Raw genomic sequence first — 23,237 nt, 5'->3', positions numbered from 1 at the left:
CTGATTATTTAGCGGTCTGACGGTATTGCTCGATAAGTTCGATGAAGTGATCGAACAGCGGCGCGGCATCGTGCGGGCCTGGGCTGGCTTCCGGGTGACCCTGGAAGCTGAACGCCGGTTTGTCGGTGCGATGGATACCCTGCAGGGTATGGTCGAACAGCGACTTGTGGGTGACGCGCAGGTTGGCAGGCATTGACGCCTCATCCACCGCAAAACCGTGGTTTTGCGCGGTAATCATCACCGTGTTGTTGTCGATATCTTTCACCGGGTGGTTTCCACCGTGGTGGCCAAACTTCATCTTGATGGTTTTCGCACCGCTCGCCAGCGCCAGCAGCTGATGGCCGAGGCAGATGCCAAATACCGGAATATCGGTTTCGAGAAAGCGTTTAATCGCTTCAATCGCGTAATCACACGGTGCCGGGTCACCCGGGCCGTTGGAGAGGAAGATGCCATCCGGGTTCATCGCCAGCACGTCTTCGGCCGGGGTTTTCGCCGGAACGACTGTCAGGCGGCAGCCGCGATCCACCAGCATGCGCAGGATGTTGCGCTTCGCGCCGTAGTCGTAAGCCACCACGTGGAACGGCAGCTCGTCTTCTTTTTTCGCTTCTGGCAGTTCACCTGCCAGCGTCCAGCTCCCCTGGGTCCAGCTGTAGGGTTCCGCTGTGGTCACTTCTTTCGCCAGATCCATTCCGTTCAGGCCAGGGAAGGCTTTCGCTTTTTCCTGCGCCAGTGCCGCATCCAGGTTGTCGCCTGCGATGATGCAGCCGTTCTGTGCGCCCTTCTCGCGCAGCAAACGGGTCAGCTTACGGGTATCGATATCGGCAATCGCCACGATGTTGTGACGCTTCAGGTAAGAAGAGAGGTCTTCAGTATTGCGGTAGTTGCTGGCAATCAGCGGCAGGTCGCGAATAATCAGACCTTGCGCGTGAACCTGAGAGGATTCTGCATCGGCTTCGTTGGTGCCGACATTACCAATATGAGGATAAGTAAGGGTGACGATTTGGCGGGAATAGGAAGGATCAGTGAGGATTTCTTGATAACCGGTCATTGAAGTATTGAAAACGACTTCCCCAACCGCCGAACCTGTTGCCCCTATGGCCCGACCGATAAACTGGGTTCCGTCTTCCAGAACCAATAGCGCTGACTTAATCAAAACACCCTCCAGAGAATATTCACTCACTTTATCTGCATATTAATTCACAACGGCGCTATGAATCAATGCAAATTTGTTTCCCGCGGATTTTCGGCAAACGGCGGCATTCTGGGGATTTAGAGGGGTAAAGTCAACTCAAAATGGCTTTTTTGTTTATTATTTTACGCAGCTTTGGCGCTTAACGGAGTTTAAGCCATAAAAAGATCAACAAAATCACGTTAGAAAACGTTTGTACGCTGAGTTTAGTGAGATTTGATGGAGGAGCACAACAAAAACCAGACCAAATGGTCAAAATTTACAGTGCGATAACACAAAAAAGCGAGATAACTGTAACTTTACTCAACAATATTACGAAATCCACTTCAAACAGGAAAAATAAAAGGGCAATAAAATATTGCCCTGTGCAATCAATCAATTAAGACTGCAATAACCACATCACGATGGGTAATAACACTTATAAATCGTTAAGATTAAGCACATCTCGCATGTCAAAAAGACCATTATCTAAATTTTTGAGCCACAATGCCGAGCGCACGGCACCGTTGGCAAAGGTCATGCGGCTGGATGCTTTATGAGTAATCTCCACGCGCTCACCGATATCGGCGAAGATTGCCGTATGTTCGCCGACGATATCCCCCGCTCGCACCGTAGCAAACCCAATCGTGCCCGGAACACGCTCGCCCGTATGCCCTTCGCGAGAATAGACCGCGCAGTCCTTTAAATCCTTATCAAGTGCATAAGCAATCGCTTCGCCCATCGCCAGCGCCGTACCGGATGGGGCATCCACTTTGTGGCGGTGGTGCGCTTCGATAATTTCGATATCCGTGTAGTCGCCCATCACTTTCGCGGCTTTCTCCAGCAGCTTGAGCATGACGTTGACACCCACGCTAAAGTTAGCGGCGAAGACAATCGCAATCTCCTGAGAAGCGTCTTTGATCGCCTGTTTGCCCGCGTCGTCAAAACCGGTGGTGCCGATGACCATTCCTTTACCGTGCTGACGGCAAAAGGCCAGATGGTGCAGCGTCCCTTCCGGGCGCGTGAAATCGATGAACACGTCAAAATCGTCTTTCACCGCATCCAGACTGCTTTGCACGGTTACGCCCGTCTTGCCCACACCCGCCAGTTCACCCGCATCCGTTCCAAGAAGCGAGGAGCCGTCGCGCTCCAGCGCCGCGCCAAGCGCAACGCCGTCTAACTGCAGCGCTGCCTGAATTAGCTGACGGCCCATACGGCCACCCGCGCCCGCTATCGCGACACGCACCTGTGCATCATGCATAGTTATTCTCTTACGTTAAAAGTATGTAAATCGTTTTCAGATTAACCAGCCTGTGACGAAGCCGCTATCTTAAAACGCCGATAATTAGAATTTTATGATAAACAGGCGGCAGTATCAGTAAAAGACATGAGGATCAGCGAAAACCGCATGATTCACGCCAGGAGAGGAACTGTCGGTTCATCACAGGGAATCAGACAAAAAAATGCCGGTCTCTTTCGGGACCGGCATTTTCAAAACAGAGAGGATTATTCGACTTCTTTCGCGTCGATGCGCAGCTCTTTCGGCACTTCAAAGACGATATTCTCTTCGCGACCTTCCAGCGGCACCGCTTCGCCGCCGCCCAGCTCCTGCAAACGCTTAATCACGTTTTGCACCAGAATGTCCGGCGCGGAGGCACCGGCGGTCACGCCGACACAGGCTGCGTTTTTGACCCACGCTTCCTGAATGTCCGTGGCGTCGTCAATCAGAAACGCGGTTTTCCCCATACGCTGCGCCAGTTCGGCCAGACGGTTGGAGTTGGAAGAGTTTTTGGAACCGACCACCAGCACCACATCCGCCTGCTCGGCCAGCGCGCGCACCGCTTCCTGACGATTGGTGGTGGCGTAGCAGATGTCATCTTTGCGCGGCCCTACGATTTTCGGGAACCGACTGCGCAGGGCGTCGATCACATCAGAGGTGTCGTCTACCGAGAGCGTCGTCTGGGTCATGAACGACAGGCGCGCTTCGTTTTTCACTTCCAGCGACAGCACATCGTCCGGCGACTCAACCAGGTACATTCCCCCTTCCGGGTTGCTGTACTGGCCCATCGTGCCTTCCACTTCCGGGTGGCCGGCGTGGCCAATCAGAATCGACTCTTCACCACGACGGCTGGCGCGGGCGACTTCCATATGCACTTTGGTCACCAACGGACAGGTGGCGTCGAAGACCGTCAGGTCACGACTTTTCGCTTCGTTACGCACCGCCTGCGAGACGCCGTGCGCCGAGAAGATCAGGATCGCGCCGTCAGGCACTTCACTGATCTGCTCGATAAAGATTGCGCCGCGCTCGCGCAGGCTGTCTACCACATAGCGGTTGTGGACCACTTCGTGACGGACATAAATCGGCGCGCCGTAAATTTCCAGCGCGTTTTCAACAATGCTGATAGCGCGGTCTACTCCGGCACAAAAACCGCGCGGGTTAGCCAACAGGATCTGCATTTACTTCCTCCAGCGCCGGGTCGATCTCCAGCACTTCAACATCAAAATGGACGGTACGCCCGGCCAGCGGATGGTTGAAATCAACGGTGATGGAATCGCCATTAATTTCGCGGATCACGCCAGGCATTTCACTGCCGTCCATAGCGGTAAAGAGCATAATCGCGCCGATTTCCGGCTCGCCCGCGTCCATGAATTCACGGCGCGAGAAATACTGGATCAGATCCGGGGTTGGCACGCCAAACGCCGCATCAGGCTCGAGAGAGAAGGCTTTTTTCTCCCCCTCTTTCAGCCCAAGCAACTGCTGCTCCAGACCTTCCGAAAGAGAGGTGTCACCCAGGCGGAACAGCGCAGGTTTGCCGTTATTGCGGGTCGATTCCGCAGTGGAACCGTCGTCCAGTTTCAGCGTGAAATGGACCAGCACCGCGCTATTGCTCTGTATGGATTTTGACATGCCGATTTGCTCGCTTGTTTTGCCTCAACGGTTTGCCCGGTGGCGCCTGGCTTCCGGGCTTACGTGAGGCACATATTCTGTAGGCCGGGTCACACCCGGCCTTTACATTTACGCCTGCTCTTTCGCTGCGGGTTTAGGCAAGAAACCTTCCAGCACAATCAACGCGGCGCCGATGCAAATTGCGCTATCGGCCAGGTTGAAAGTAGCGAAGTGCCAGTCACCGACGTAGAAGTCGATCATATCGACCACAAAGCCGTGCCACAGACGGTCAAACAGGTTACCCAGCGCACCGCCAATGATCAGCGCGTAGGCGATGTTGGTCAGCTTCTGCGTCGCTTTTGAACGATACATTAGCACCGCGAGGATCACGCAGATACCGATAGCGATACCTGCGAAGAACCAGCGCTGCCAACCGCCGCTGTCGGCGAGGAAGCTGAACGCCGCGCCGTAGTTGCGCGCGTAATGCAGATTAAGTGACGAGAACAGCGGAACCGTATCCCCCAGAGCAAAGTTCTGGAGGATCAGGAACTTGCTGCCCAGATCAATAATCAGTACGACGACGACCAGCCACAGCCAGCGCAGTCCTGTTGCACAGAGACATTTACTCATCAGGCAAACTTACGTTTTTCGCCATCACCGGCGATGTTGCTGACACAGCGTCCACAGATATCTGCGTGTTCCGCCACCTGGCCAATATCGTTGGTGTAATGCCAGCAGCGCGGACATTTCTCACCTTCGGCTTTGCTCAGCGCCACTTTCAGCCCTTTGAGCAGCTCGCTCTGCTGGGCATCGGCAGTCGCCTGTGCATAATCGGCAACGCTGGCACCTGAGGTCAACAGGACAAATCGCAATTCATCGCCCAGCGCCGTCAGTTTCGCCGCCAGCTCAGGTTCAGCGTACAGGGTCACTGCCGCTTCCAGAGAGCCACCGACTTTCTTGTCAGCACGCGCCTGTTCGATAACCTTGTTCACTTCGCCACGCACTTTCAGCAGCTCGTCCCAGAAGGTATCGTTCATGGCTTCAGTCTCAGCCAGACCAAACAGGCCGGTGTACCATTCGCCGGTGAAGACGTACTTCTCGCGGTCGCCTGGCAGGTAGCCCCAGATTTCGTCTGCGGTGAAGGACATGATCGGTGCCATCCAGCGAACCAGTGCTTCTGCGATGTGATACAGCGCAGTCTGGCAGCTGCGACGCGCCACGCTGTCTGCTTTCGCGGTGTACTGACGGTCTTTAATGATGTCGAGATAGAACGAGCCCATCTCGATGGAGCAGAAACGCATCAGGCGCTGCACCACTTCGTGGAAGTCGTAAGACTCGTAGGCTTTCAGGATGTCGTCCTGCGCCGCTTGCGCGCAGCCCACAGCCCAACGATCCAGCACGACCATCTCTTCCGGTTTCACCATGTCTTTGACCGGGTCGAAACCGTTCAGGTTAGCGAGCAGGAAGCGCGCGGTGTTACGGATACGACGATAGCTGTCGGCAGCACGTTTGAGGATCTCATCGGAAACCGCCATTTCGCCGGTGTAGTCCGTAGAGGCCACCCACAGACGCAGAATGTCCGCGCCCAGTTTGTTCATCACATCCTGCGGAGAAACGGTGTTACCGATGGATTTGGACATCTTGCGTCCCTGGCCATCCACGGTAAAGCCGTGCGTCAGAACCTGACGGTATGGCGCTTTACCTTTCATCGCGGTGGAGATCATCAGAGATGACATGAACCAGCCGCGGTGTTGGTCAGAACCTTCCAGGTACATATCCGCCGCATGGCCATAGAACTCAGGACGCACATCCACTACAGAAGAGTGGGTAGAGCCGGAGTCGAACCATACGTCGAGGGTGTCTGGTACTTTCTCGTAGTTGGCCGCGTCGTCGCCCAGGATCTCTTTCGAGTCCAGATCCCACCACGCCTGGATGCCATCCACTTCAACGCGTTTGGCGACTTCTTCCATCAGCTCCAGCGAGCGAGGGTGCAGCTCCTGCGTCTCTTTGTGAACGAACAGGGACATCGGCACGCCCCAGGTACGCTGACGGGAGATACACCAGTCAGGACGGTTAGCGACCATGGATTCGATACGCGCCTGGCCCCAGTCCGGGATCCACTGCACGCCTTTGATCTCTTTCAGAGACTGCTCGCGCAGGCCTTTCTGATCCATGCTGATGAACCACTGCGGGGTCGCACGGAAGATGATTGGCGACTTGTGACGCCAGCAGCACGGATAGCTGTGCTGCATCTTCTCAACGTGCAGCAGGGCACCGCTGGTGCGCAGCATGTCGACAATGATGTCGTTCGCTTTAAAGACGTTGATACCGTCCAGCGCCGGGTAGGTGCCTGGCAGGTATGTGCCGTCTGGCCCAACCGGGTTGGCGATTTCCAGACCGTATTTCAGGCTGATGTTGTAGTCATCCGGGCCATGGCCACCGGCGGTGTGTACCGCACCGGTACCAGCGTCCAGCGTAACGTGATCGCCAAGAATGGCCGGCACGTCGAAATCGAGGAACGGGTGTTTGAAGCGCATCAGCTCAAGCTCAGCGCCGTTCACGGTGCCCAGCACGGTGTATTCGCTGATGTTTGCGCGTTTCAGGACGCTCTCAACCAGATCTTTAGCCAGAATCACCGCCTGGCCTTCAACCTGTACCAGCGCGTAATCGAAGTCCGCAGACAGGGAGATTGCGCGGTTCGCAGGCAGGGTCCACGGGGTAGTGGTCCAGATAACCAGGGAAATTGGGCCGTTGACGGAGGTCACGCCGAATTTCGCTTTCACCGCGTCCTGATCTACCGCGTGGAACGCCACGTCGATAGACGGAGAGGTTTTGTCGTAATATTCCACTTCCGCCTCTGCCAGCGCAGAACGGCAGTCAACGCACCAATGCACAGGCTTCGCGCCTTTATGCAGATGGCCGTTACCGATGATTTTGCCCAGAGCGCGAATGATGTTGGCTTCAGTTTTGAAGTCCATCGTCAGGTATGGACGAGACCAGTCGCCCAGCACGCCCAGACGGATAAAGTCTTTACGCTGGCCATCAACCTGCGCGGCCGCGTATTCGCGGCATTTTGCACGGAACTCGGCAGCGGTGAATTTCTCACCCGGCTTGCCGTATTCCTGCTCCACTTTCAGCTCGATCGGCAGACCGTGGCAGTCCCAGCCCGGAACGTAAGGCGAGTCAAAACCGGTGAGTCCTTTGGACTTCACGATAATGTCTTTCAGAATCTTGTTTACAGAGTGACCAATATGAATGCTGCCATTCGCATATGGAGGGCCATCATGCAGAATGAAGGTTTTTTTGCCTTTTTTGGCTGCACGGATGATGCCGTACAGGTCATCATCGGTCCAACGCGCCAGCATTCCCGGTTCACGCTTGGCGAGATCGCCGCGCATCGGGAACCCTGTTTCCGGCAAATTCAGGGTTGATTTATAGTCACTCATCAGATTCTCGGTTCCGTATTTAAAACTCGTTCAGGCATTAAGCCGGGTTCGATAGCCCAAAAAATTCGCGGGCCGTTAACTCATCACGCGCAATTTGTGCTTTCAGCTCATCGAGCGAAGCAAATCGCTGCTCATTGCGTATTTTTTTACGCAGGATTACATCTATATGGCGACCGTAAAGGTCCATTACAACGTCAAGCAGATGCACTTCGAGCTGCTGACGCACACCTGCTACCGTTGGACGGGTGCCGATATTGGCCACGCCCGGCAACGGTTTATCACCCAGTCCGGTGACTTCTACCGCATACACCCCTTTTACCGGGGAAACCTGACGACGCAGCGGGACGTTCGCCGTCGGGAAACCTATTGTGCGACCGAGTTCATCGCCATGGACGACCCGCCCGGAAATGGCAAACGGATGCCCTAACAGGTTCTCCGCCACGTCCAGTTGATCGTCGGCTAAGGCCATACGCACTGCCGTGCTGCTCACGCGCACGCCACCTTCGCAGAAGGTCATGGTGCTGGTGACATCAAAGCCATACTCCAGACCCGCCTTCTGTAATAACAAGAAATCGCCCTGACGACCAGCGCCGAAGCGGAAATCATCGCCCACGGCGAGAAACTGCACGCCCAGACGTTTTACCAGCAGATCGCCGACAAAATTTTGCGCCGTCAGTGCCGCAAAACGTCGGTCGAAGCGCACGCAAAGTACGTAGTCCACGCCGCATTCCGCCAGATAGCGCAATTTTTCACGCAGGCGAGTTAAACGCGCGGGCGCTTTATCACCGGCAAACAGCTCCAGCGGCTGCGGTTCGAAAATCATCACCACGACCGGCAGCCCACGGGCCTCGCCCTCTTTACGCAATCCCTGCAACAGCGCCTGATGCCCACGATGCACGCCGTCGAAATTACCAATGGTCAGTACGCACCCGTGCGGGGCGTGACTGAGATTATGTATGCCGCGTATCAGCTTCATGACAGGCTCAAAACAGTGAAAATCGCCCGAGTATACCTTGTACAGCGGTTAAGGTTAACCGGCGATTGTTGCCTCAAATCAGAAAGCCGTAATGATTTCATGATGCTTAGCTTTCGGAGGGAAAAAATCTGCCCGTTACTGCGTTTTTTTACATCGAAAGACTGTATTCAGCTGAGACAAGCTGGTAGAATCCTGCGCCATCACTACGTAACGTAGCGTCGCCATTCAACGGCGCTTATTTGCACAAATCCATTGACAAAAGAAGGTATAGAGGGCATATTCCTCGGCCTTTGAATTGTCCACATAGATCATATTTGGGAGTTGGACTTGGCTAATATCAAATCAGCTAAGAAACGTGCTATTCAGTCTGAAAAGGCTCGTAAGCACAATGCAAGCCGTCGCTCTATGATGCGTACTTTCATCAAGAAAGTATACGCAGCAATCGAAGCTGGCGACAAAGCTGCAGCGCAGAACGCATTTAACGAAATGCAACCAATCGTGGATCGTCAGGCTGCTAAAGGTCTGATCCACAAAAACAAAGCAGCGCGTCATAAAGCAAACCTGACCGCGCAGATCAGCAAACTGGCTTAATCGCCACTTGTTGTTGCTTGTTATAAAGAACCCGCTTAATGCGGGTTTTTTTATTGGCTCATTTTGACGCTGGCGGCATAAAGAGCGCCGAGTAGTCGCGGTTACAGATACGCTGCACCGCCGGATGCTGAATCATCCTTTCGGCAAAAATCGCGTGATACTCTTCCATCACGTTGTCCACCCGCCCAATCTCTGTGACCCTGTCATCGGTGTACAGATCGTGTGCGTAAAGCGTTGGGGCGACGAAGATCGCGTTATGCGCTTCGCCAAAGGCTTTCATGAGCGCCGCATCATCAAACTCTCCCAGAATCTCTATCTTCAGACCCTGCGAGTTAAACCAGTTCAGCAGCTTGCGGCCTAACATCGAACGTCGTCCCGGCACGAGCAGGCGTCGCTCCTCAAGGCAGGCGGGAAACGGTTTATCTGGCGGCGGATTGATGCACCAGAAGCTCACGCCGCATTCACCAATCTTGACCGAGAACAGCCCTTCCTGTTGAGTAGAGTCTATCGGGCAGTCCGAGATGATGATGTCCAGCTTATGCTGGCTCAGCTGTTCCAGCAGCATCTCGTGCGTCGATTCAAAGCAGCGCAAATGGATCTGCTCATCTTCCACCACCGCCGCGTCCAGCACGCCGCTCACCAGCCGTTTAGACAGCGCATCCGCAACGCCCACATCAAACAACAGGTTTGACTCTTTGCGGTAGTTCACAATATCGAGCATCTCCTGGCTTAGGGTGAACATCTTATCCGCGTAGCGAAAAACCAGTTCACCCAGTTCGCTCGGCTCAATACCACGACCCTTACGCTTAAACAGCTTCCCCTGCAGGCGTTCTTCGAGTGCCTTTATCTGACCGGTAATGGTCTGGGGCGTCAGATAGAGCGCCTCTGCTGCGCCGACCACTGAGCCTTCTTTGTAGACATGCCAGAAATAGTACAGATGGTTGTAATTGATGTAAGACATAGCATTTCGCTCCCTGAGAGTATTGTCAGGAGAGGGCCTCTGCCCTCCCCCTTTTAACTGTTAGACCGGTTGCACCTGTCCGGACAGCTTCACTTTCAACAGTGTGTATCCCGTGAACGCGGCCAGTAACGAGCCGATCAAGATCCCGAGTTTTGCCCACACGATGAGCTGAGGGTCATATGACGCAAAGGCCAGGGTCGAGATGAAAATCGACATCGTGAAGCCAATTCCGCACAGCACGCCGACCGCCGCGATTTGCCGGAAGGTCGTCCCCTGCGGCAATGACGCGAACTTCAGCTTAAGAGCCAGCCAGCAGAACAGGCCGATCCCCAGCGGCTTACCGATAAACAGGCCAGCGACGATGCCCATCGGCAGCATAGACGTCAGGCCGCTCAGGGTGACGCCCTGCAGCGACACGCCCGCATTCGCGAATGCAAACAGCGGCAGGATCATAAAGGCGACCCAGGGATGCAGGACATGCTCCAGCTGTTTGGCCGGGGATTTGCCCTTCTCATCCCCTTTCAGCGGCACAAAGAAGCCGATGATGACGCCCGCCAGCGTCGCATGAACGCCCGATTTCAGTACCGCGGTCCATAGCACCACACCCACCAGAATGTAGATCCCGGTTCGGCGCACGTTAAACAAATTCAGCAGCGCCAGCACAGCGATAGCGCCCGCCGCCACGCTCAGAGATAACACCGACAGCTCGCTGGTATAGAACAGAGCGATAATCACGATCGCGCCCAGGTCGTCGATAATCGCCAGCGCCATCAGGAAAATCTTTAACGCCACCGGCACGCGACTGCCCAGCAGCGCCAGCACGCCCAGCGCAAAAGCAATATCTGTTGCCGCCGGAATCGCCCAACCATGGCGAGCGACCGGGTCATGGTAGTTAAACACCAGATAGAGCAGCGCAGGCACCACCATACCGCCCAGCGCGGCAATAACCGGGAAAGCTGCCCGCTGACGGCTGTTAAGCGACCCAAGAACCAGCTCACGCTTAACCTCCAGGCCCACCAGCAGGAAGAACACAGCCATCAGTGCGTCGTTAATCCACAGCAGCATGTTCTTGTTGATCTCTAATGCACCCACGCGCAGCTCAACGGGCGTGTCCAGAAATGCACGATACAGGCCCTGAGTCGCATCCAAATTCGCCAACACCATGGCGGCAAGTGCAGCGATAATCAAAATCACGCCGCCGGACGCCTCATTGCTGAAGAATCGTTGTAAAAGTTTCACTTTAGTTCTCTCTCTAAGACCATACCTCGATAAAACCATAATACCAAGGCAAACAGCTCGAAAAAATCAGATTAATGTTGCGGATATACTCGGTTTTGCCGAGTCATTCGCCACAAAAAGAAAAAGCCCGGAATCGCTTCCGGGCTTTGAAAAATTCATACTCGCTAAGGGATTAGCGGGTCAAATCATCGAAGAATTTTTTCACGCCATCGAAGAAGCTTTTGGAACGCGGGCTGTTATTCTCGCCCGTTGGACCGCCGAAGCTTTCCTGCAACTCTTTCAACAGCTGTTTCTGTTTGTCGTTCAGACCGACCGGCGTTTCGACGACCACGCGACACAGCAGGTCACCCTGCGCACCGCCGCGAACGGATTTCACGCCTTTGCCGCGCATGCGGAACAGCTTGCCAGTCTGGGTTTCGCCCGGAACCTTCAGGTTCACGCGCCCGTCGAGCGTAGGCACTTCGATCTCACCGCCCAGCGCCGCCATCGCGAAGTTGATCGGCACTTCACAGTACAGGTTGTTGCCTTCACGCTCAAAGATGGCGTGCTGCTTCACCTGAACCTGAACGTACAGATCGCCCGCTGGTGCGCCGTGCTCGCCTGCTTCGCCTTCACCGGACAGACGAATACGATCGCCCGTATCCACGCCTGCCGGAATTTTGACGGACAGGGTTTTGGTCTTCTCAACGCGACCGTGACCGTGACATTTGTTGCACGGATCTTTAATCAGCGTACCGCGACCATGACAGTGCGGACAGGCTTGCTGCACCGCGAAGAAGCCCTGGCGAATCTGTACCTGACCGGAGCCGTGACAGGTTGGACAGGTCTGCGGCTTGGTGCCCGCTTTCGCGCCACTGCCGTGGCAGATATCACACTCTTCCAGCGTCGGAATGCGAATCTCTTTCGTGACACCGCGTACGGCCTCTTCCAGCGTCAGATCCATGTTGTAGCGCAGATCCGCGCCGCGCGCTGCGCGCTGACGACCACGGCCACCGCCGAAGATATCACCGAAAACATCGCCAAAGATGTCGCCGAAATCAGCACCACCGCCACCAAAGCCACCGCCGTATCCGCCGCCGCCCATGCCGCCTTGTTCAAACGCCGCATGACCGTACTGATCGTAGGCTGCACGTTTCTGAGCGTCGGTCAGGATTTCATACGCTTCTTTGATCTCTTTAAATTTGGCTTCGGCCTCTTTGTCACCCTGGTTACGGTCCGGGTGAAATTTCATGGCCAGGCGCTTGTACGCCTTTTTGATTTCACGCTCTTCCGCGGTTTTCGGAACGCCTAAAATCTCGTAGTAGTCTTGCTTTGCCATTGGTTTTTTCAGCCCCTTAACATGCGAGCACGGGCGGAGAGGAAACCTCTACGCCCGTGCCGATTAATTACCCTGCATCAGGGCGATTATTTTTTGTCTTTTACTTCTTCGAACTCAGCGTCGACAACGTCGTCGTCTTTCGCGTTGTTCGCGGAAGCACCAGCTTCAGCGCCAGCCTGCTGCTGTGCGTGCTGTTGCTGAGCAATTTCCATCAGCTTCTGGGACGCCTGTGCCAGCTCCTGCATTTTCGCTTCGATGTCCGCTTTGTCTTCACCTTTCAGGGAAGTTTCCAGCGCGCTCAGTGCAGCTTCGATAGCGGTTTTGTCGTCAGCTGGCAGCTGTTCGCCTGCTTCTTCAACCTGCTTACGAGTGCTGTGCAGCAGATGGTCACCCTGGTTACGGGTCTGAACCAGCTCTTCGAATTTTCGGTCAGATTCAGCATTTGCTTCTGCTTCACGAACCATTTTTTCGATCTCTTCTTCGTTCAGACCAGAAGAAGCCTTGATAGTGATCTTCTGCTCTTTACCGCTGTTTTTGTCTTTCGCGGAAACGTGCAGGATACCGTCAGCATCGATGTCGAAGGTGACTTCGATCTGTGGCATACCGCGCGGTGCCGGGCTGATACCGTCGAGGTTAAACTGGCCAAGATCTTTGTTATCCGCAGCACGTTTACGCTCACCCTGCAGCACATGGATGGTTACCGCAGACTGGTTGTCTTCAGCGGTAGAGAACACCTGGCTGTGCTTGGTCGGGATAGTGGTGTTTTTGCTGATCAGCGCAGTCATTACGCCGCCCATGGTTTCGATACCCAGCGACAGCGGGGTAACGTCCAGCAGCAGAACGTCTTTCACTTCGCCGGTCAGTACGCCACCCTGAACCGCTGCACCGATTGCCACAGCTTCGTCCGGGTTAACGTCTTTACGCGGCTCTTTACCAAAGAATTCAGCAACTTTCTTCTGAACCATTGGCATACGAGTCTGACCACCTACCAGGATAACGTCCTGAATGTCAGAGACAGACAGACCAGCATCCTGCAGAGCAACTTTCAGCGGCTCGATGGAACGGTTGACCAGGTCTTCGACCAGGCTTTCCAGTTTCGCGCGAGTCACTTTGATGTTCATGTGTTTTGGACCAGACGCATCTGCAGTGATGTACGGCAGGTTCACGTCGGTCTGCTGCGCAGAAGACAGCTCAATTTTGGCTTTTTCTGCGGCTTCTTTCAGGCGCTGCATGGCCAGCGGATCGTTACGCAGGTCAATGCCCTGATCTTTCTTAAATTCGTCAACGAGGTAGTTGATCATACGGCTGTCGAAGTCTTCACCACCCAGGTGGGTATCACCGTTGGTTGCCAGAACTTCGAAGGTTTTTTCGCCGTCAACTTCGTCGATTTCGATAATAGAGATATCGAAAGTACCACCACCGAGGTCGTAAACCGCGATAGTACGGTTGCCGACTTCTTTATCCAGACCGTAAGCCAGTGCAGCTGCGGTTGGTTCGTTGATGATACGTTTGACTTCCAGACCTGCGATACGACCGGCATCTTTGGTTGCCTGACGCTGAGCATCGTTGAAGTAAGCAGGTACAGTGATAACCGCTTCAGTTACCGGTTCACCCAGGTAATCTTCAGCCGTTTTCTTCATTTTCTTCAGCACTTCAGCAGAGATCTGCGGTGGTGCCATTTTCTGGCCCTTCACGTCGATCCATGCATCACCGTTGTCAGCACCGATAATTTTGTACGGCATGATGGCTTCATCACGCTGAACTTCTTCGTCCTGGAAGCGACGGCCAATCAGGCGTTTAATCGCAAACAGAGTGTTTTGCGGGTTAGTCACGGCCTGACGTTTAGCCGGCTGGCCAACCAGAGTTTCACCATCCTGGGTATAAGCAATGATAGAAGGCGTGGTGCGATCGCCCTCGGCGTTCTCCAGCACACGTGCAGTAGTGCCGTCCATAATCGCTACACAAGAGTTGGTAGTACCCAGGTCGATACCAATAATTTTACCCATCTAAACGTCTCCACTAAAAATTTGTTCATCATGTGGTTGTGAATCTGTAATAAGGGCGAAACGTGCGGTTTCAACTGCCCAGATTTGATTTTTTTCAGCTTCACTCACTGCGGTTGACTACAAGATGGGGTCGTAACGGCATCCATCAAGGGGGAAGGATAAAAAATTTTTTAATTTCACCCTGCTCAGATCATAGACGCCGAGAGTCGCGGTGATTATTATGCCGCGCCACGCCTGGGAGAGTGGGCGTGGTAAAACCATTTCACCATACTAATGATGATTTTTTGAGGACTTATGGGCAACACTAAGTTGGCTAATCCGGCTCCGCTGGGCCTGATGGGTTTCGGCATGACCACTATTCTGCTGAACCTGCATAACATCGGCTTATTCCCGATGGACAATGTTATCCTGGCGATGGGCATTTTTTACGGCGGTATCGCGCAAATCTTCGCGGGCCTGCTGGAGTATAAAAAAGGCAACACCTTCGGTTTAACCGCATTCACCTCTTACGGTTCTTTCTGGCTGACGCTGGTCGCCATTCTGGTTATGCCGCAAATGGGCTTTGATGCATCAAACGGCCACTTCCTGGGCGTGTACCTGGGTCTGTGGGGCGTGTTCACCCTGTTCATGTTCTTCGGTACGCTGGTTGCTAACCGCGTTCTGCAGTTCGTCTTCCTGAGCCTGACCGTGCTGTTCGCCCTGCTGGCGATTGGCCATCTGGCGGAAAACGAAAGCATCGTTCACGTTGCTGGCTGGGTAGGTCTGGTCTGTGGCGCAAGCGCTATTTACCTGGCAATGGGTGAAGTGCTGAACGAGCAGTTTGGTCGCACCGTTCTGCCGATTGGTGAAAAACACTAATCCCCCTTCGTGCCCGCCTCGCGGGCACGAATCTCCTGCCTTAATTCTTCTGATTGATACCTCGTTCATGCGCTTTATGGGACACTGTGGCTCCCTCTTTTTATCAAGACGCTCGCTATGATGGCTTACGATCCGTCTCGTACTGACTGGCTGCAATACTGGGCCGCGCTACTCCTCACCGGGATTCTGGCCGGGCTGGGCGGCATGCTGCTCGCCATGCTGCTGCATAAAGTTCAGCACCTCGTTTACGGCTACAGCCAGACCATCCTCATCAGCCCGCAGTCATTTTTAGAGGGCGTGACGGATGCCAGCGCACAGCGACGTTTTCTCGCCCTCACCGCTGCGGGTCTGGTAGCGGGTATCGGCTGGTGGTCGCTTGCGCGCTACGCCAAAAAACGCATCAGCATTGGCGAGGCGATAAAAAATCCCGACAAACCAATGCCAGCCGTCACGACGCTCATTAACGCTCTGCTGCAAATTATCACCGTCTCGATGGGCTCGCCGCTTGGCCGCGAAGTCGCACCGCGCGAAGTGGGCGCCCTGTTTGCAAGCGGCGTCGCCCGTCGTTTACACCTGAGTTCTGCGGATATCCAGCTGATGATTGCCTGCGGTGCCGGAGCCGGGCTGGCGGCGGTCTATAACGTTCCTCTGGCTGGGGCCATATTTACTCTGGAAGTGCTGCTGGTCAGCTTCAGCTGGGAGAAAGCCATCGCCGCGCTGGTAACCTCAGCGCTGGCGGCGTGGATCGCCACATTAGGTCTTGGCGATGAGCATCAGTACCATTTCACCACCGAAATCGCCGCCACCTCGCTTGTTTTCTGGGGCGCGCTTTCTGGCCCGCTGTTTGGTGCGGCGGCGTTTCTGTTTCGTCGTGTGACGCAGCACGCACGCAGTAGGGTACGCAGTAACTGGCAAATGCCGGTCTTCAGCCTGATCGCCTTTACGGCCCTCGGCGCGTTATCCGTCTGGTTCCCGCAGTTGCCCGGCAATGGTAAAGGCCCGACGCAGCTTGCCCTCAACGGCGCTATCACGCTACAGCTCGCTACCGCGATCCTCGCTCTTAAAGTGGTGGTGATCTGGGCGGTACTGCGCGCCGGTGCTCAGGGCGGGTTACTGACGCCGGGCCTCGCCGTCGGGGGTCTGCTCGGTTCAGTGCTGTTTATCCTGATGGGGCGCTGGTTTCCCGGCACCGATATGGCGAGTTTTGCTCTGACGGGTGCGGCCGGTTTTCTCGCGGCCTCCCTGCAAATGCCACTGACCGCCATCGTGCTGATCATGGAATCCACCCGCATGGACCACAGCTTCCTGGTGCCGGTAGCCCTCTGCGTGACAGGCGCGTACATAACCTGCCGCCGTCTGGACGGTTGATTTTTGCGCACAACAGAAACCGCGGCTAAACAAGTTGCGCTATTCACATCATTTTAATTGATAAGCATTATCATCCCGAATATTGTCACCGGGAGCATCCCGGATATTGGATATCAGGCAGCATCAAGGACAGGAACGTTTCGGGATAAACTACGATTCTGCTTTTGTTGCATAAGGTAAGCCAATGAGTTCCCCTCTTGTCGCCAGCGTGAAGCCTGACGGGTCAGCGGTGGCGTCACAGTACCGAAAAGTCGTGATGCGCCGCTTTATCGTTGCGGGTGTAATCCTGCTCATGATCATCTTCTCGCTGCTGCTCGATTTTACCCTCGGCCCTTCCGGGATTTCCGTCTCAACCCTGTGGCACACGCTGTTTGATGCCGCCTCCGCCGACGCGGGCACACGGGTGATTGTCTGGGATTTACGCCTGCCCTTCGCGCTGATGGCGGTGGTGGTCGGCATGGCGCTGGGGCTCGCGGGCGCAGAGATGCAAACCATCCTGAACAACCCCCTCGCCAGCCCGTTTACGCTGGGTGTCTCTTCCGCCGCCTCTTTTGGCGCGGCGCTGGCAATTATTCTCGGGCTGGGAATCCCCGGTATTCCCGATCAATGGTTTATCTCCGCCAACGCCTTTGTCTTTGCGCTAATGGCCTGCTTCGTGCTCGACGGCATCAGCCGCTGGACGCGCGTCGCCACCTCCGGCGTGGTGCTGTTTGGCATCGCGCTGGTCTTCACCTTTAACGCGCTGATCTCCATTCTGCAATTTGTCGCCAGCGAAGATACGCTCCAGGGGCTGGTGTTCTGGACGATGGGCAGCCTGGCCCGCGCGTCCTGGGATAAGCTCGCGATTCTGGTGGTAGTGCTGCTGGTTGTCGTTCCCCTGTCGCTGAAAAATGCCTGGAAGCTCACAGCTCTGCGCCTTGGGGAAGACAGGGCCGTCAGTTTTGGCATTAACGTGCGCAAACTGCGGCTGGCGACGCTCCTGCGCATCAGCATTATTTCGGCGCTGACGGTGGCCTTTGTCGGGCCGGTCGGTTTTATCGGCCTGGTCGCGCCGCATATCTCACGCATGATGTTTGGCGAAGACCACCGCTTTTATCTGCCGGGAAGTATGCTGATCGGCGCGCTGGTGCTCTCCCTCGCCTCGGTGCTCTCCAAAAATATCGTTCCCGGCGTCATTATTCCGGTCGGCATCGTCACCTCGCTGGTCGGCGTGCCCTTCTTCCTGAGCATTATTATTCGCCATCGGGGGACGCTGTAATGGATGGCTTGATCGTCACCGACCTGCACACCGGCTATCGCAAAAAGAAAATCATCGACGGGCTGAATACGCCCCTGCTGCCGCGCGGGAAAATTACCGCGCTGCTTGGACCAAACGGTTCGGGGAAATCGACGCTGTTGCGGGCACTGGCCGATCTGAACCCGGCGCAAGGCACGCTGGAGCTGAACGGCGAAGATCTGATGACATTACCTTCCGCCCAGCGGGCACAGAAAGTGGTCTATCTGCCGCAGTCGCTCCCGGCGGGAGTGCATCTGCATGCGCTGGAGTCAGTGATCGTCGCGCGACGCGCTAGCGGCTTTTACGCCGACGGCAACGCAGAGCAGGAAGCGTTCGATATCCTGCAAAAACTCGGCGTCGCCCATCTGGCAATGAGCTATCTCGACCAGCTCTCCGGCGGGCAGAAACAGCTCATTGGCCTTGCGCAGTCGCTGATCCGCCAGCCCGACCTCCTGCTTTTGGATGAACCGCTGAGCGCCCTCGATCTCAACTACCAGTTTCACGTCATGGATATCGTCGCCCGCGAAACGCGGCTGCGCAATATCGTGACGGTGGTGGTTATCCACGACATCAACATCGCCCTGCGCCACGCCGAATACGCCGTGATGCTCAAAGAGGGTGCCCTGGTCGCCAGCGGAATTCCGGGTGAAGTGGTCACCCCCGCAAATCTGGCAACGGTCTACGGAGTGAGGGGCCGGGTGGAATATTGTTCGCAAGGACTGCCGCACGTGGTGGTCGATGGTTTAACCGCATAACAAGCATCATGAGACGGGGAAGTAAGACGATGAAGAAGATGATATTCGCCGCGGTACTGCTGCTCGCGCCGCTGCTGGCGATGGCCCAGAACTGGCCGGTGACCGTAAAAGACAGGGATAACCGCACGGTCACCATTCCAAAGGAGCCGCAGCGCATTATTTTGCAGGATGGCCGCGATATCCTGGCGCTGGCGATTCTCGAGCGGGACGATCCCTTCGCCAAAGTCGTGGCGTGGAACAACCTGCCGAAGAAACAGGACACTGAAACCTGGAACGTGCTGAAGCGTAAATGGCCGGAAGCCGAGAAGATCCTTGATATGCAATTCTCGGATCAGGGGAACGTCGATCTGGAGACGGTGATTTCGCGCCATCCGGATCTGATGATCGCCCAGCTGCGCGCGAAACCTTCGCTGACGCAAAGCGGCGTGCTGACTCAGCTGGAAGCCCTGCACATTCCGGTGGTTTTCGTCGATTACGAACTGCATCCGGTGGAGAACACGCTGCCGAGTATTGATCTGTTAGGCAAGGTGTTAGGTCAGACGGAGCGCGCGCAGGCCTACATCGATTTCTACCAGCAGCGTCTGGATCGGATTCATCAGCGCCTGGCTACAGCAGAGAAAAAGCCGCTGGTGTTTATCGAACCGATCGCCGGCGTGGCTGGCCTGGATAACGGCTGTTGCTTTACCCACGCGCACAACGGCTGGGGCGGGCTGGTAGAGGCCGCAGGCGGCGTGAACATTGGCTCGCAGCTGCTGCCGGGCGCAACCGGAAATATCTCGGTGGAGAAAATTATCTCCCTGAACCCGGATTACTACCTGATGACTGGTTCCAAACGCTCGGGGAAAGGAACAGCGATTATACCGTTTGGCTACAACGTGCCGGAAAACGATGTCGCCGCCGCGTTTAAGGCGCTGGTGTCGCGCCAGGGCGTGAGCAGCATTCCGGCCGTCGCGGAGGGCCGAACCGGCGCGCTGTACCATCACTTCTACAATAATCCGTACAACATCATCGCCATTGAAGCGTTGAGTAAACGCTTCTACCCAACGCTGTTCAATGATGTTGATCCGCTGGCGGATTATCACGAGCTGATCAAAAGCTTCACCCACATTCCGGATGACAACATCATCCTGAGTTTTACCCCTCGTTAGTCTGCGCGTGCGCCATCAGCTGATGGCGCTCACCGCGAAGCCAGATCCCAAGCCCCATTCCCATCAACGCCAGCGCCAGCACGTACCAGGCAGGCGCCATCGGCGACACACCCATCAGCAGCGTGACGGCAATCGGCGTCAGGCCGCCGAAAATGGCGTACGAGACGTTGTACGAGAACGAAATCCCGGTGAAACGCACTTCTGCCGGGAAGGCACGGACCATCACATATGGCACCGCACCAACCACGCCGACGCACAGCCCCACGACGCCGTAGAGCAGGAACAGCTGTTCCGGATGTGCGCCCGCCAGATGATAGAACGCCCAGCTCGACCCGGCGAGCAGCAGGCTGCCGACGATGAACGTCCGGCTGGCGCCAAAGCGGTCAGCCGCCAGACCGGCAATCAGACAGCCAAAGCAGAGCATGATGGTTGCAATGCTGTTGGCCTGCAGCGTCACCGCCGGGGCAAAGCCGTACTGTTTTTGCAGCCAGACCGGCGACATCAAAATCACCACCACAATCCCGGCAGACAGCAGCCAGGTGAGCAGCATGGAAATCACCACCGCTTTCTGATGGCGCACCACAACTGATTTCACCGGCAGTTCCTGCGCCAGCGCTTTACGCTGCTGCATTTCGAGGAAAATTGGCGTCTCCTGCAACCAGCGGCGCAGGTACATCGCCACCAGGCCAAACGCGCCGCCCAGCAGGAACGGAATACGCCAGCCCCACTCATGTACGGCCTGGGTGGTCATGCTGGTGTTGATCAGGGTCGCCACCACCGAGCCGAGCAGAATCCCGACCGTCAGCCCGGCAGTTAAGGTTCCGCAGGCAATCCCGATGCGCCGCGCCGGAACGTGTTCAGCGACAAACACCCACGCCCCCGGCACTTCCCCGCCGATTGCCGCCCCCTGCAAAATGCGCATCAACAGCAGCAGAACTGGCGCCACAATGCCCATTGAGGCATAGGTCGGCAGCAGACCGATGGCCAGCGTCGGCACCGCCATCAGCAAAATGCTGAGGGTAAACATCTTTTTACGTCCGACCAGATCGCCAAAGTGGGCCATAATGATGCCGCCCAGCGGGCGCGCGAGATAGCCTGCGGCAAAAATGCCGAAAGTCTGTACCTGGCGCAGCCATTCCGGGATATCCGCCGGGAAGAAGAGTTCGCCCACGACGGCGGCAAAGAAGACGAAGATGATGAAATCGTAAAACTCCAGCGCGCCGCCGAGGGCCGCGAGCGTGAGCGTTTTGTAGTCCTGACGATTCAGAGGCCGGGTGTAATGTGACATAGCAAACCTTTACTGGCAGTGTTGATTTAATTTTACAGTAATCGTAAAGAAAAAATGACTATACCGTAAATGTATCACCACGCCATTGAGGCTGCAGCTTATGTCACAAACACACTAATTTCAGGAGATTGTTTCGCGCCGCGCGCTTTTCGGACGAAAAGCTGCTACCACTTGCGGATCGGTCTCAACGTAGGGGCCGTCCAGCAACTGTATACAATACGGTACACTGGCGAAAATCCCCGCCACCGCCACTTTCCCGTCTTCGGCTTTCACACCCTCAAGCGTCTCTTTGATCGACTTCGGCTGGCCCGGCAGATTGAGAATCAGCGCCTGTTTGCGGATCACCCCTACCTGGCGCGAAAGAATCGCCGTTGGCACAAAGTGCAGGCTGATCTGGCGCATCTGTTCACCGAAACCGGGCATCTCGCGGTCGGCCACCGCCAGGGTCGCATCCGGCGTCACATCGCGGCGCGCAGGCCCGGTACCGCCGGTGGTCAGCACCAGATGGCAGCTCATTTCGTCCACCAGCTCGCACAGGGTTTGCTCGATGATCGGCTGTTCATCCGGGATTAAGCGGGTTTGCACTTCAAATGGGGTGGTCAGTGCGGCAGCCAGCCACTCTTCTAACGCCGGGATGCCTTTATCGGCATAAACGCCGCTGGAGGCGCGGTCAGAAATCGACACTAAGCCGATGCGTAAGGTATTCATATCCATTCCCTTCATAACAATACTGATTAAGGGGAATGATACACGCAGAGGGGAAAATCAGACAGGGGACGAAAGAAGTAACGTGGCCGGGAGAAGCTCCCGGCCATGAAAAATGATTACAGCAGATCGCCGATCATTTTTTCCAGTTTTTCCTGGTCAACAGCAAACTTACGGATACCGTCCGCCAGTTTGTCTACTGCCATTGGATCCTGGTTGTGCTGCCACAGGAACTCGGACTCGGTGATACGCTCTGGACGCGCTTTCACTTCGCCGGTGTAGCTCAGTTTACGCTCCAGTGCGCCTTCGCTCTCTGCCAGCTCTTTCAGCAGCGCAGGGGCGATGGTCAGACGGTCGCAACCAGCCAGCTCGATGATTTCACCGACGTTACGGAAGCTTGCGCCCATCACGACAGTCTCATAACCGTGCTGTTTGTAATATTCGTAGATTTCAGTGACGGAAACCACGCCTGGATCTTCAGATGCTGCGTACTCTTTCTTGTCGGTGTTGGCTTTGTACCAGTCCAGAATACGGCCCACGAACGGAGAAATCAGGTACACGCCCGCTTCTGCACAAGCACGTGCCTGAGCGAAGGAGAAGAGCAGAGTCAGGTTACAGTTGATACCTTCTTTTTCCAGCTGCTCTGCAGCGCGGATGCCCTGCCAGGTAGAAGCCAGTTTAATCAGGATACGATCGTTGCTGATGCCCGCATCGTTATACAGTTTGATCAGGTGTTTGGCTTTCGCGATAGACGCTTCGGTGTCGTAGGACAGACGCGCGTCAACTTCGGTAGAGATACGACCCGGAACCAGTTTCAGGATTTCCAGACCGATGTTCACAGCCAGTTTGTCAGTTGCATCCACAACCTGCTGCGCACGATCGTTGCTCTGGCCTTTCGCCCAGGTGACAGCTTCGTCGATCAGTTTGCGGTACTCAGGGATCTGCGCGGCGTTAAGAATCAGAGAAGGGTTAGTTGTGGCATCCTGCGGCTGGTACAACTTCATTGCCGCGATATCTCCGGTGTCAGCTACGACAGTGGTGAACTGACGAAGGGAGGTCAATTTATCCGTCATGATAGTGTTTCTCTTTTAACGTGCCCTGGATAATTCACGCTACCGACAGCCTGCCAGCAGCGGAAAAATGACAGGTTTACTTGTTAGGGGGATGTAACCGGTCTGCCATGATGATAACACGACGGAATGACAGCGCAACCGCAGACAGTGCGCTTACGGATAGTATGGTAAACT

Annotated in this window: 20 protein-coding genes and 1 pseudogene; 6 read left to right on the top strand and 15 right to left on the bottom strand. The window is 55.5% G+C overall.

Annotated features, from left to right (window positions below; translation table 11 throughout):
* Positions 1–4: 4 nt before the first annotated feature.
* From carA to ACB496_RS03305, 8 genes and pseudogenes are all read right to left on the bottom strand, one after another.
* Complete coding sequence (carA, locus tag ACB496_RS03340) at positions 5–1,153, bottom strand: glutamine-hydrolyzing carbamoyl-phosphate synthase small subunit (protein WP_371974428.1); 1,149 nt, start codon at positions 1,151–1,153, stop codon at positions 5–7.
* A 454-nt stretch (positions 1,154–1,607) separates the two neighbouring features.
* Positions 1,608–2,429: a 4-hydroxy-tetrahydrodipicolinate reductase gene (gene dapB, locus ACB496_RS03335; protein WP_107702281.1), complete on the bottom strand. Its 822-nt coding sequence runs from the start codon at positions 2,427–2,429 to the stop codon at positions 1,608–1,610.
* 245 nt (positions 2,430–2,674) lie between these two features.
* Positions 2,675–3,625, bottom strand: coding sequence for a 4-hydroxy-3-methylbut-2-enyl diphosphate reductase (gene ispH / locus ACB496_RS03330; RefSeq protein ID WP_100777688.1), 951 nt, complete (start codon positions 3,623–3,625; stop codon positions 2,675–2,677).
* Positions 3,606–4,076, bottom strand: coding sequence for an FKBP-type peptidyl-prolyl cis-trans isomerase (gene fkpB, locus ACB496_RS03325; RefSeq protein WP_095280714.1), 471 nt, complete (start codon positions 4,074–4,076; stop codon positions 3,606–3,608). Before fkpB ends, ispH begins: the two co-directional genes overlap by 20 nt.
* Before the next feature lie 108 nt (positions 4,077–4,184).
* On the bottom strand, positions 4,185–4,685 hold the full coding sequence (gene lspA / locus ACB496_RS03320; RefSeq protein WP_371974427.1) for a signal peptidase II: 501 nt from the start codon (positions 4,683–4,685) through the stop codon (positions 4,185–4,187).
* Positions 4,685–7,501: an isoleucine--tRNA ligase gene (gene ileS / locus ACB496_RS03315; protein ID WP_371974426.1), complete on the bottom strand. Its 2,817-nt coding sequence runs from the start codon at positions 7,499–7,501 to the stop codon at positions 4,685–4,687. The genes lspA and ileS overlap by 1 nt, the downstream gene beginning before the upstream one ends.
* 37 nt (positions 7,502–7,538) lie before the next feature.
* Entirely contained in the window at positions 7,539–8,477 is a 939-nt protein-coding gene (gene ribF, locus ACB496_RS03310; RefSeq protein WP_102104566.1) for a bifunctional riboflavin kinase/FAD synthetase, read from the bottom strand.
* A gap of 7 nt (positions 8,478–8,484) precedes the next feature.
* A pseudogene (locus ACB496_RS03305) lies at positions 8,485–8,706 on the bottom strand (DUF2575 domain-containing protein).
* Positions 8,707–8,804: 98 nt separating this feature from the next.
* Between ACB496_RS03305 and rpsT the strand changes: the two are divergent.
* Positions 8,805–9,068, top strand: a complete 264-nt coding sequence (rpsT, locus tag ACB496_RS03300; protein WP_100777693.1) for a 30S ribosomal protein S20 — start codon at positions 8,805–8,807, stop codon at positions 9,066–9,068.
* Positions 9,069–9,126: 58 nt separating this feature from the next.
* Here the strand turns inward: rpsT and nhaR are convergent, their stop codons facing one another.
* The 4 genes from nhaR to dnaK all read right to left on the bottom strand — a co-directional run bounded on the left by nhaR (position 9,127) and on the right by dnaK (position 14,592).
* Positions 9,127–10,029, bottom strand: coding sequence for a transcriptional activator NhaR (gene nhaR, locus ACB496_RS03295; protein ID WP_371974425.1), 903 nt, complete (start codon positions 10,027–10,029; stop codon positions 9,127–9,129).
* Between the two features lie 60 nt (positions 10,030–10,089).
* Positions 10,090–11,268: a Na+/H+ antiporter NhaA gene (gene nhaA, locus ACB496_RS03290; protein WP_371974423.1), complete on the bottom strand. Its 1,179-nt coding sequence runs from the start codon at positions 11,266–11,268 to the stop codon at positions 10,090–10,092.
* A gap of 172 nt (positions 11,269–11,440) precedes the next feature.
* Complete coding sequence (gene dnaJ, locus ACB496_RS03285) at positions 11,441–12,586, bottom strand: molecular chaperone DnaJ (protein ID WP_102104565.1); 1,146 nt, start codon at positions 12,584–12,586, stop codon at positions 11,441–11,443.
* A gap of 86 nt (positions 12,587–12,672) precedes the next feature.
* Positions 12,673–14,592, bottom strand: a complete 1,920-nt coding sequence (dnaK, locus tag ACB496_RS03280) for a molecular chaperone DnaK (protein WP_107702285.1) — start codon at positions 14,590–14,592, stop codon at positions 12,673–12,675.
* A gap of 294 nt (positions 14,593–14,886) precedes the next feature.
* On the opposite strand from dnaK, the gene satP reads away from it, so the two are divergent.
* From satP to ACB496_RS03255, 5 genes are all read left to right on the top strand, one after another.
* The gene (satP, locus tag ACB496_RS03275) at positions 14,887–15,450 is read left to right on the top strand and encodes an acetate uptake transporter (protein WP_100777698.1); all 564 of its coding nucleotides are present in this window, start codon (positions 14,887–14,889) and stop codon (positions 15,448–15,450) included.
* A 117-nt stretch (positions 15,451–15,567) separates the two neighbouring features.
* Positions 15,568–16,818 (top strand): chloride channel protein, encoded by a 1,251-nt coding sequence (locus ACB496_RS03270; protein WP_371974422.1) that lies wholly within the window; start codon positions 15,568–15,570, stop codon positions 16,816–16,818.
* A 256-nt stretch (positions 16,819–17,074) separates the two neighbouring features.
* Positions 17,075–18,076: a FecCD family ABC transporter permease gene (locus tag ACB496_RS03265; protein ID WP_369804796.1), complete on the top strand. Its 1,002-nt coding sequence runs from the start codon at positions 17,075–17,077 to the stop codon at positions 18,074–18,076.
* Positions 18,076–18,849, top strand: coding sequence for an ABC transporter ATP-binding protein (locus ACB496_RS03260; protein WP_102104562.1), 774 nt, complete (start codon positions 18,076–18,078; stop codon positions 18,847–18,849). Before ACB496_RS03265 ends, ACB496_RS03260 begins: the two co-directional genes overlap by 1 nt.
* Before the next feature lie 29 nt (positions 18,850–18,878).
* Positions 18,879–19,997 carry an ABC transporter substrate-binding protein gene (locus tag ACB496_RS03255; RefSeq protein WP_371974420.1) on the top strand — a complete coding sequence of 373 codons (1,119 nt, stop codon included), beginning with the start codon at positions 18,879–18,881 and terminating at the stop codon, positions 19,995–19,997.
* Here the strand turns inward: ACB496_RS03255 and ACB496_RS03250 are convergent.
* From ACB496_RS03250 to tal, 3 genes are all read right to left on the bottom strand, one after another.
* Positions 19,984–21,285, bottom strand: a complete 1,302-nt coding sequence (locus ACB496_RS03250) for an MFS transporter (RefSeq protein WP_100777703.1) — start codon at positions 21,283–21,285, stop codon at positions 19,984–19,986. The genes ACB496_RS03255 and ACB496_RS03250 overlap by 14 nt on opposite strands.
* 120 nt (positions 21,286–21,405) lie before the next feature.
* Positions 21,406–21,993: a molybdopterin adenylyltransferase gene (gene mog / locus ACB496_RS03245; RefSeq protein ID WP_100777704.1), complete on the bottom strand. Its 588-nt coding sequence runs from the start codon at positions 21,991–21,993 to the stop codon at positions 21,406–21,408.
* A gap of 116 nt (positions 21,994–22,109) precedes the next feature.
* A complete protein-coding gene (gene tal / locus ACB496_RS03240; RefSeq protein ID WP_100777705.1) occupies positions 22,110–23,063 on the bottom strand; it encodes a transaldolase in 954 nt (317 codons plus the stop codon).
* Between the last annotated feature and the right edge of the window lie 174 nt (positions 23,064–23,237).

Source organism: Lelliottia nimipressuralis, assembly GCF_041464075.1.
GTDB lineage: Bacteria > Pseudomonadota > Gammaproteobacteria > Enterobacterales > Enterobacteriaceae > Enterobacter > Enterobacter nimipressuralis.
This window is presented reverse-complemented; position numbering and strand designations above follow the sequence as displayed.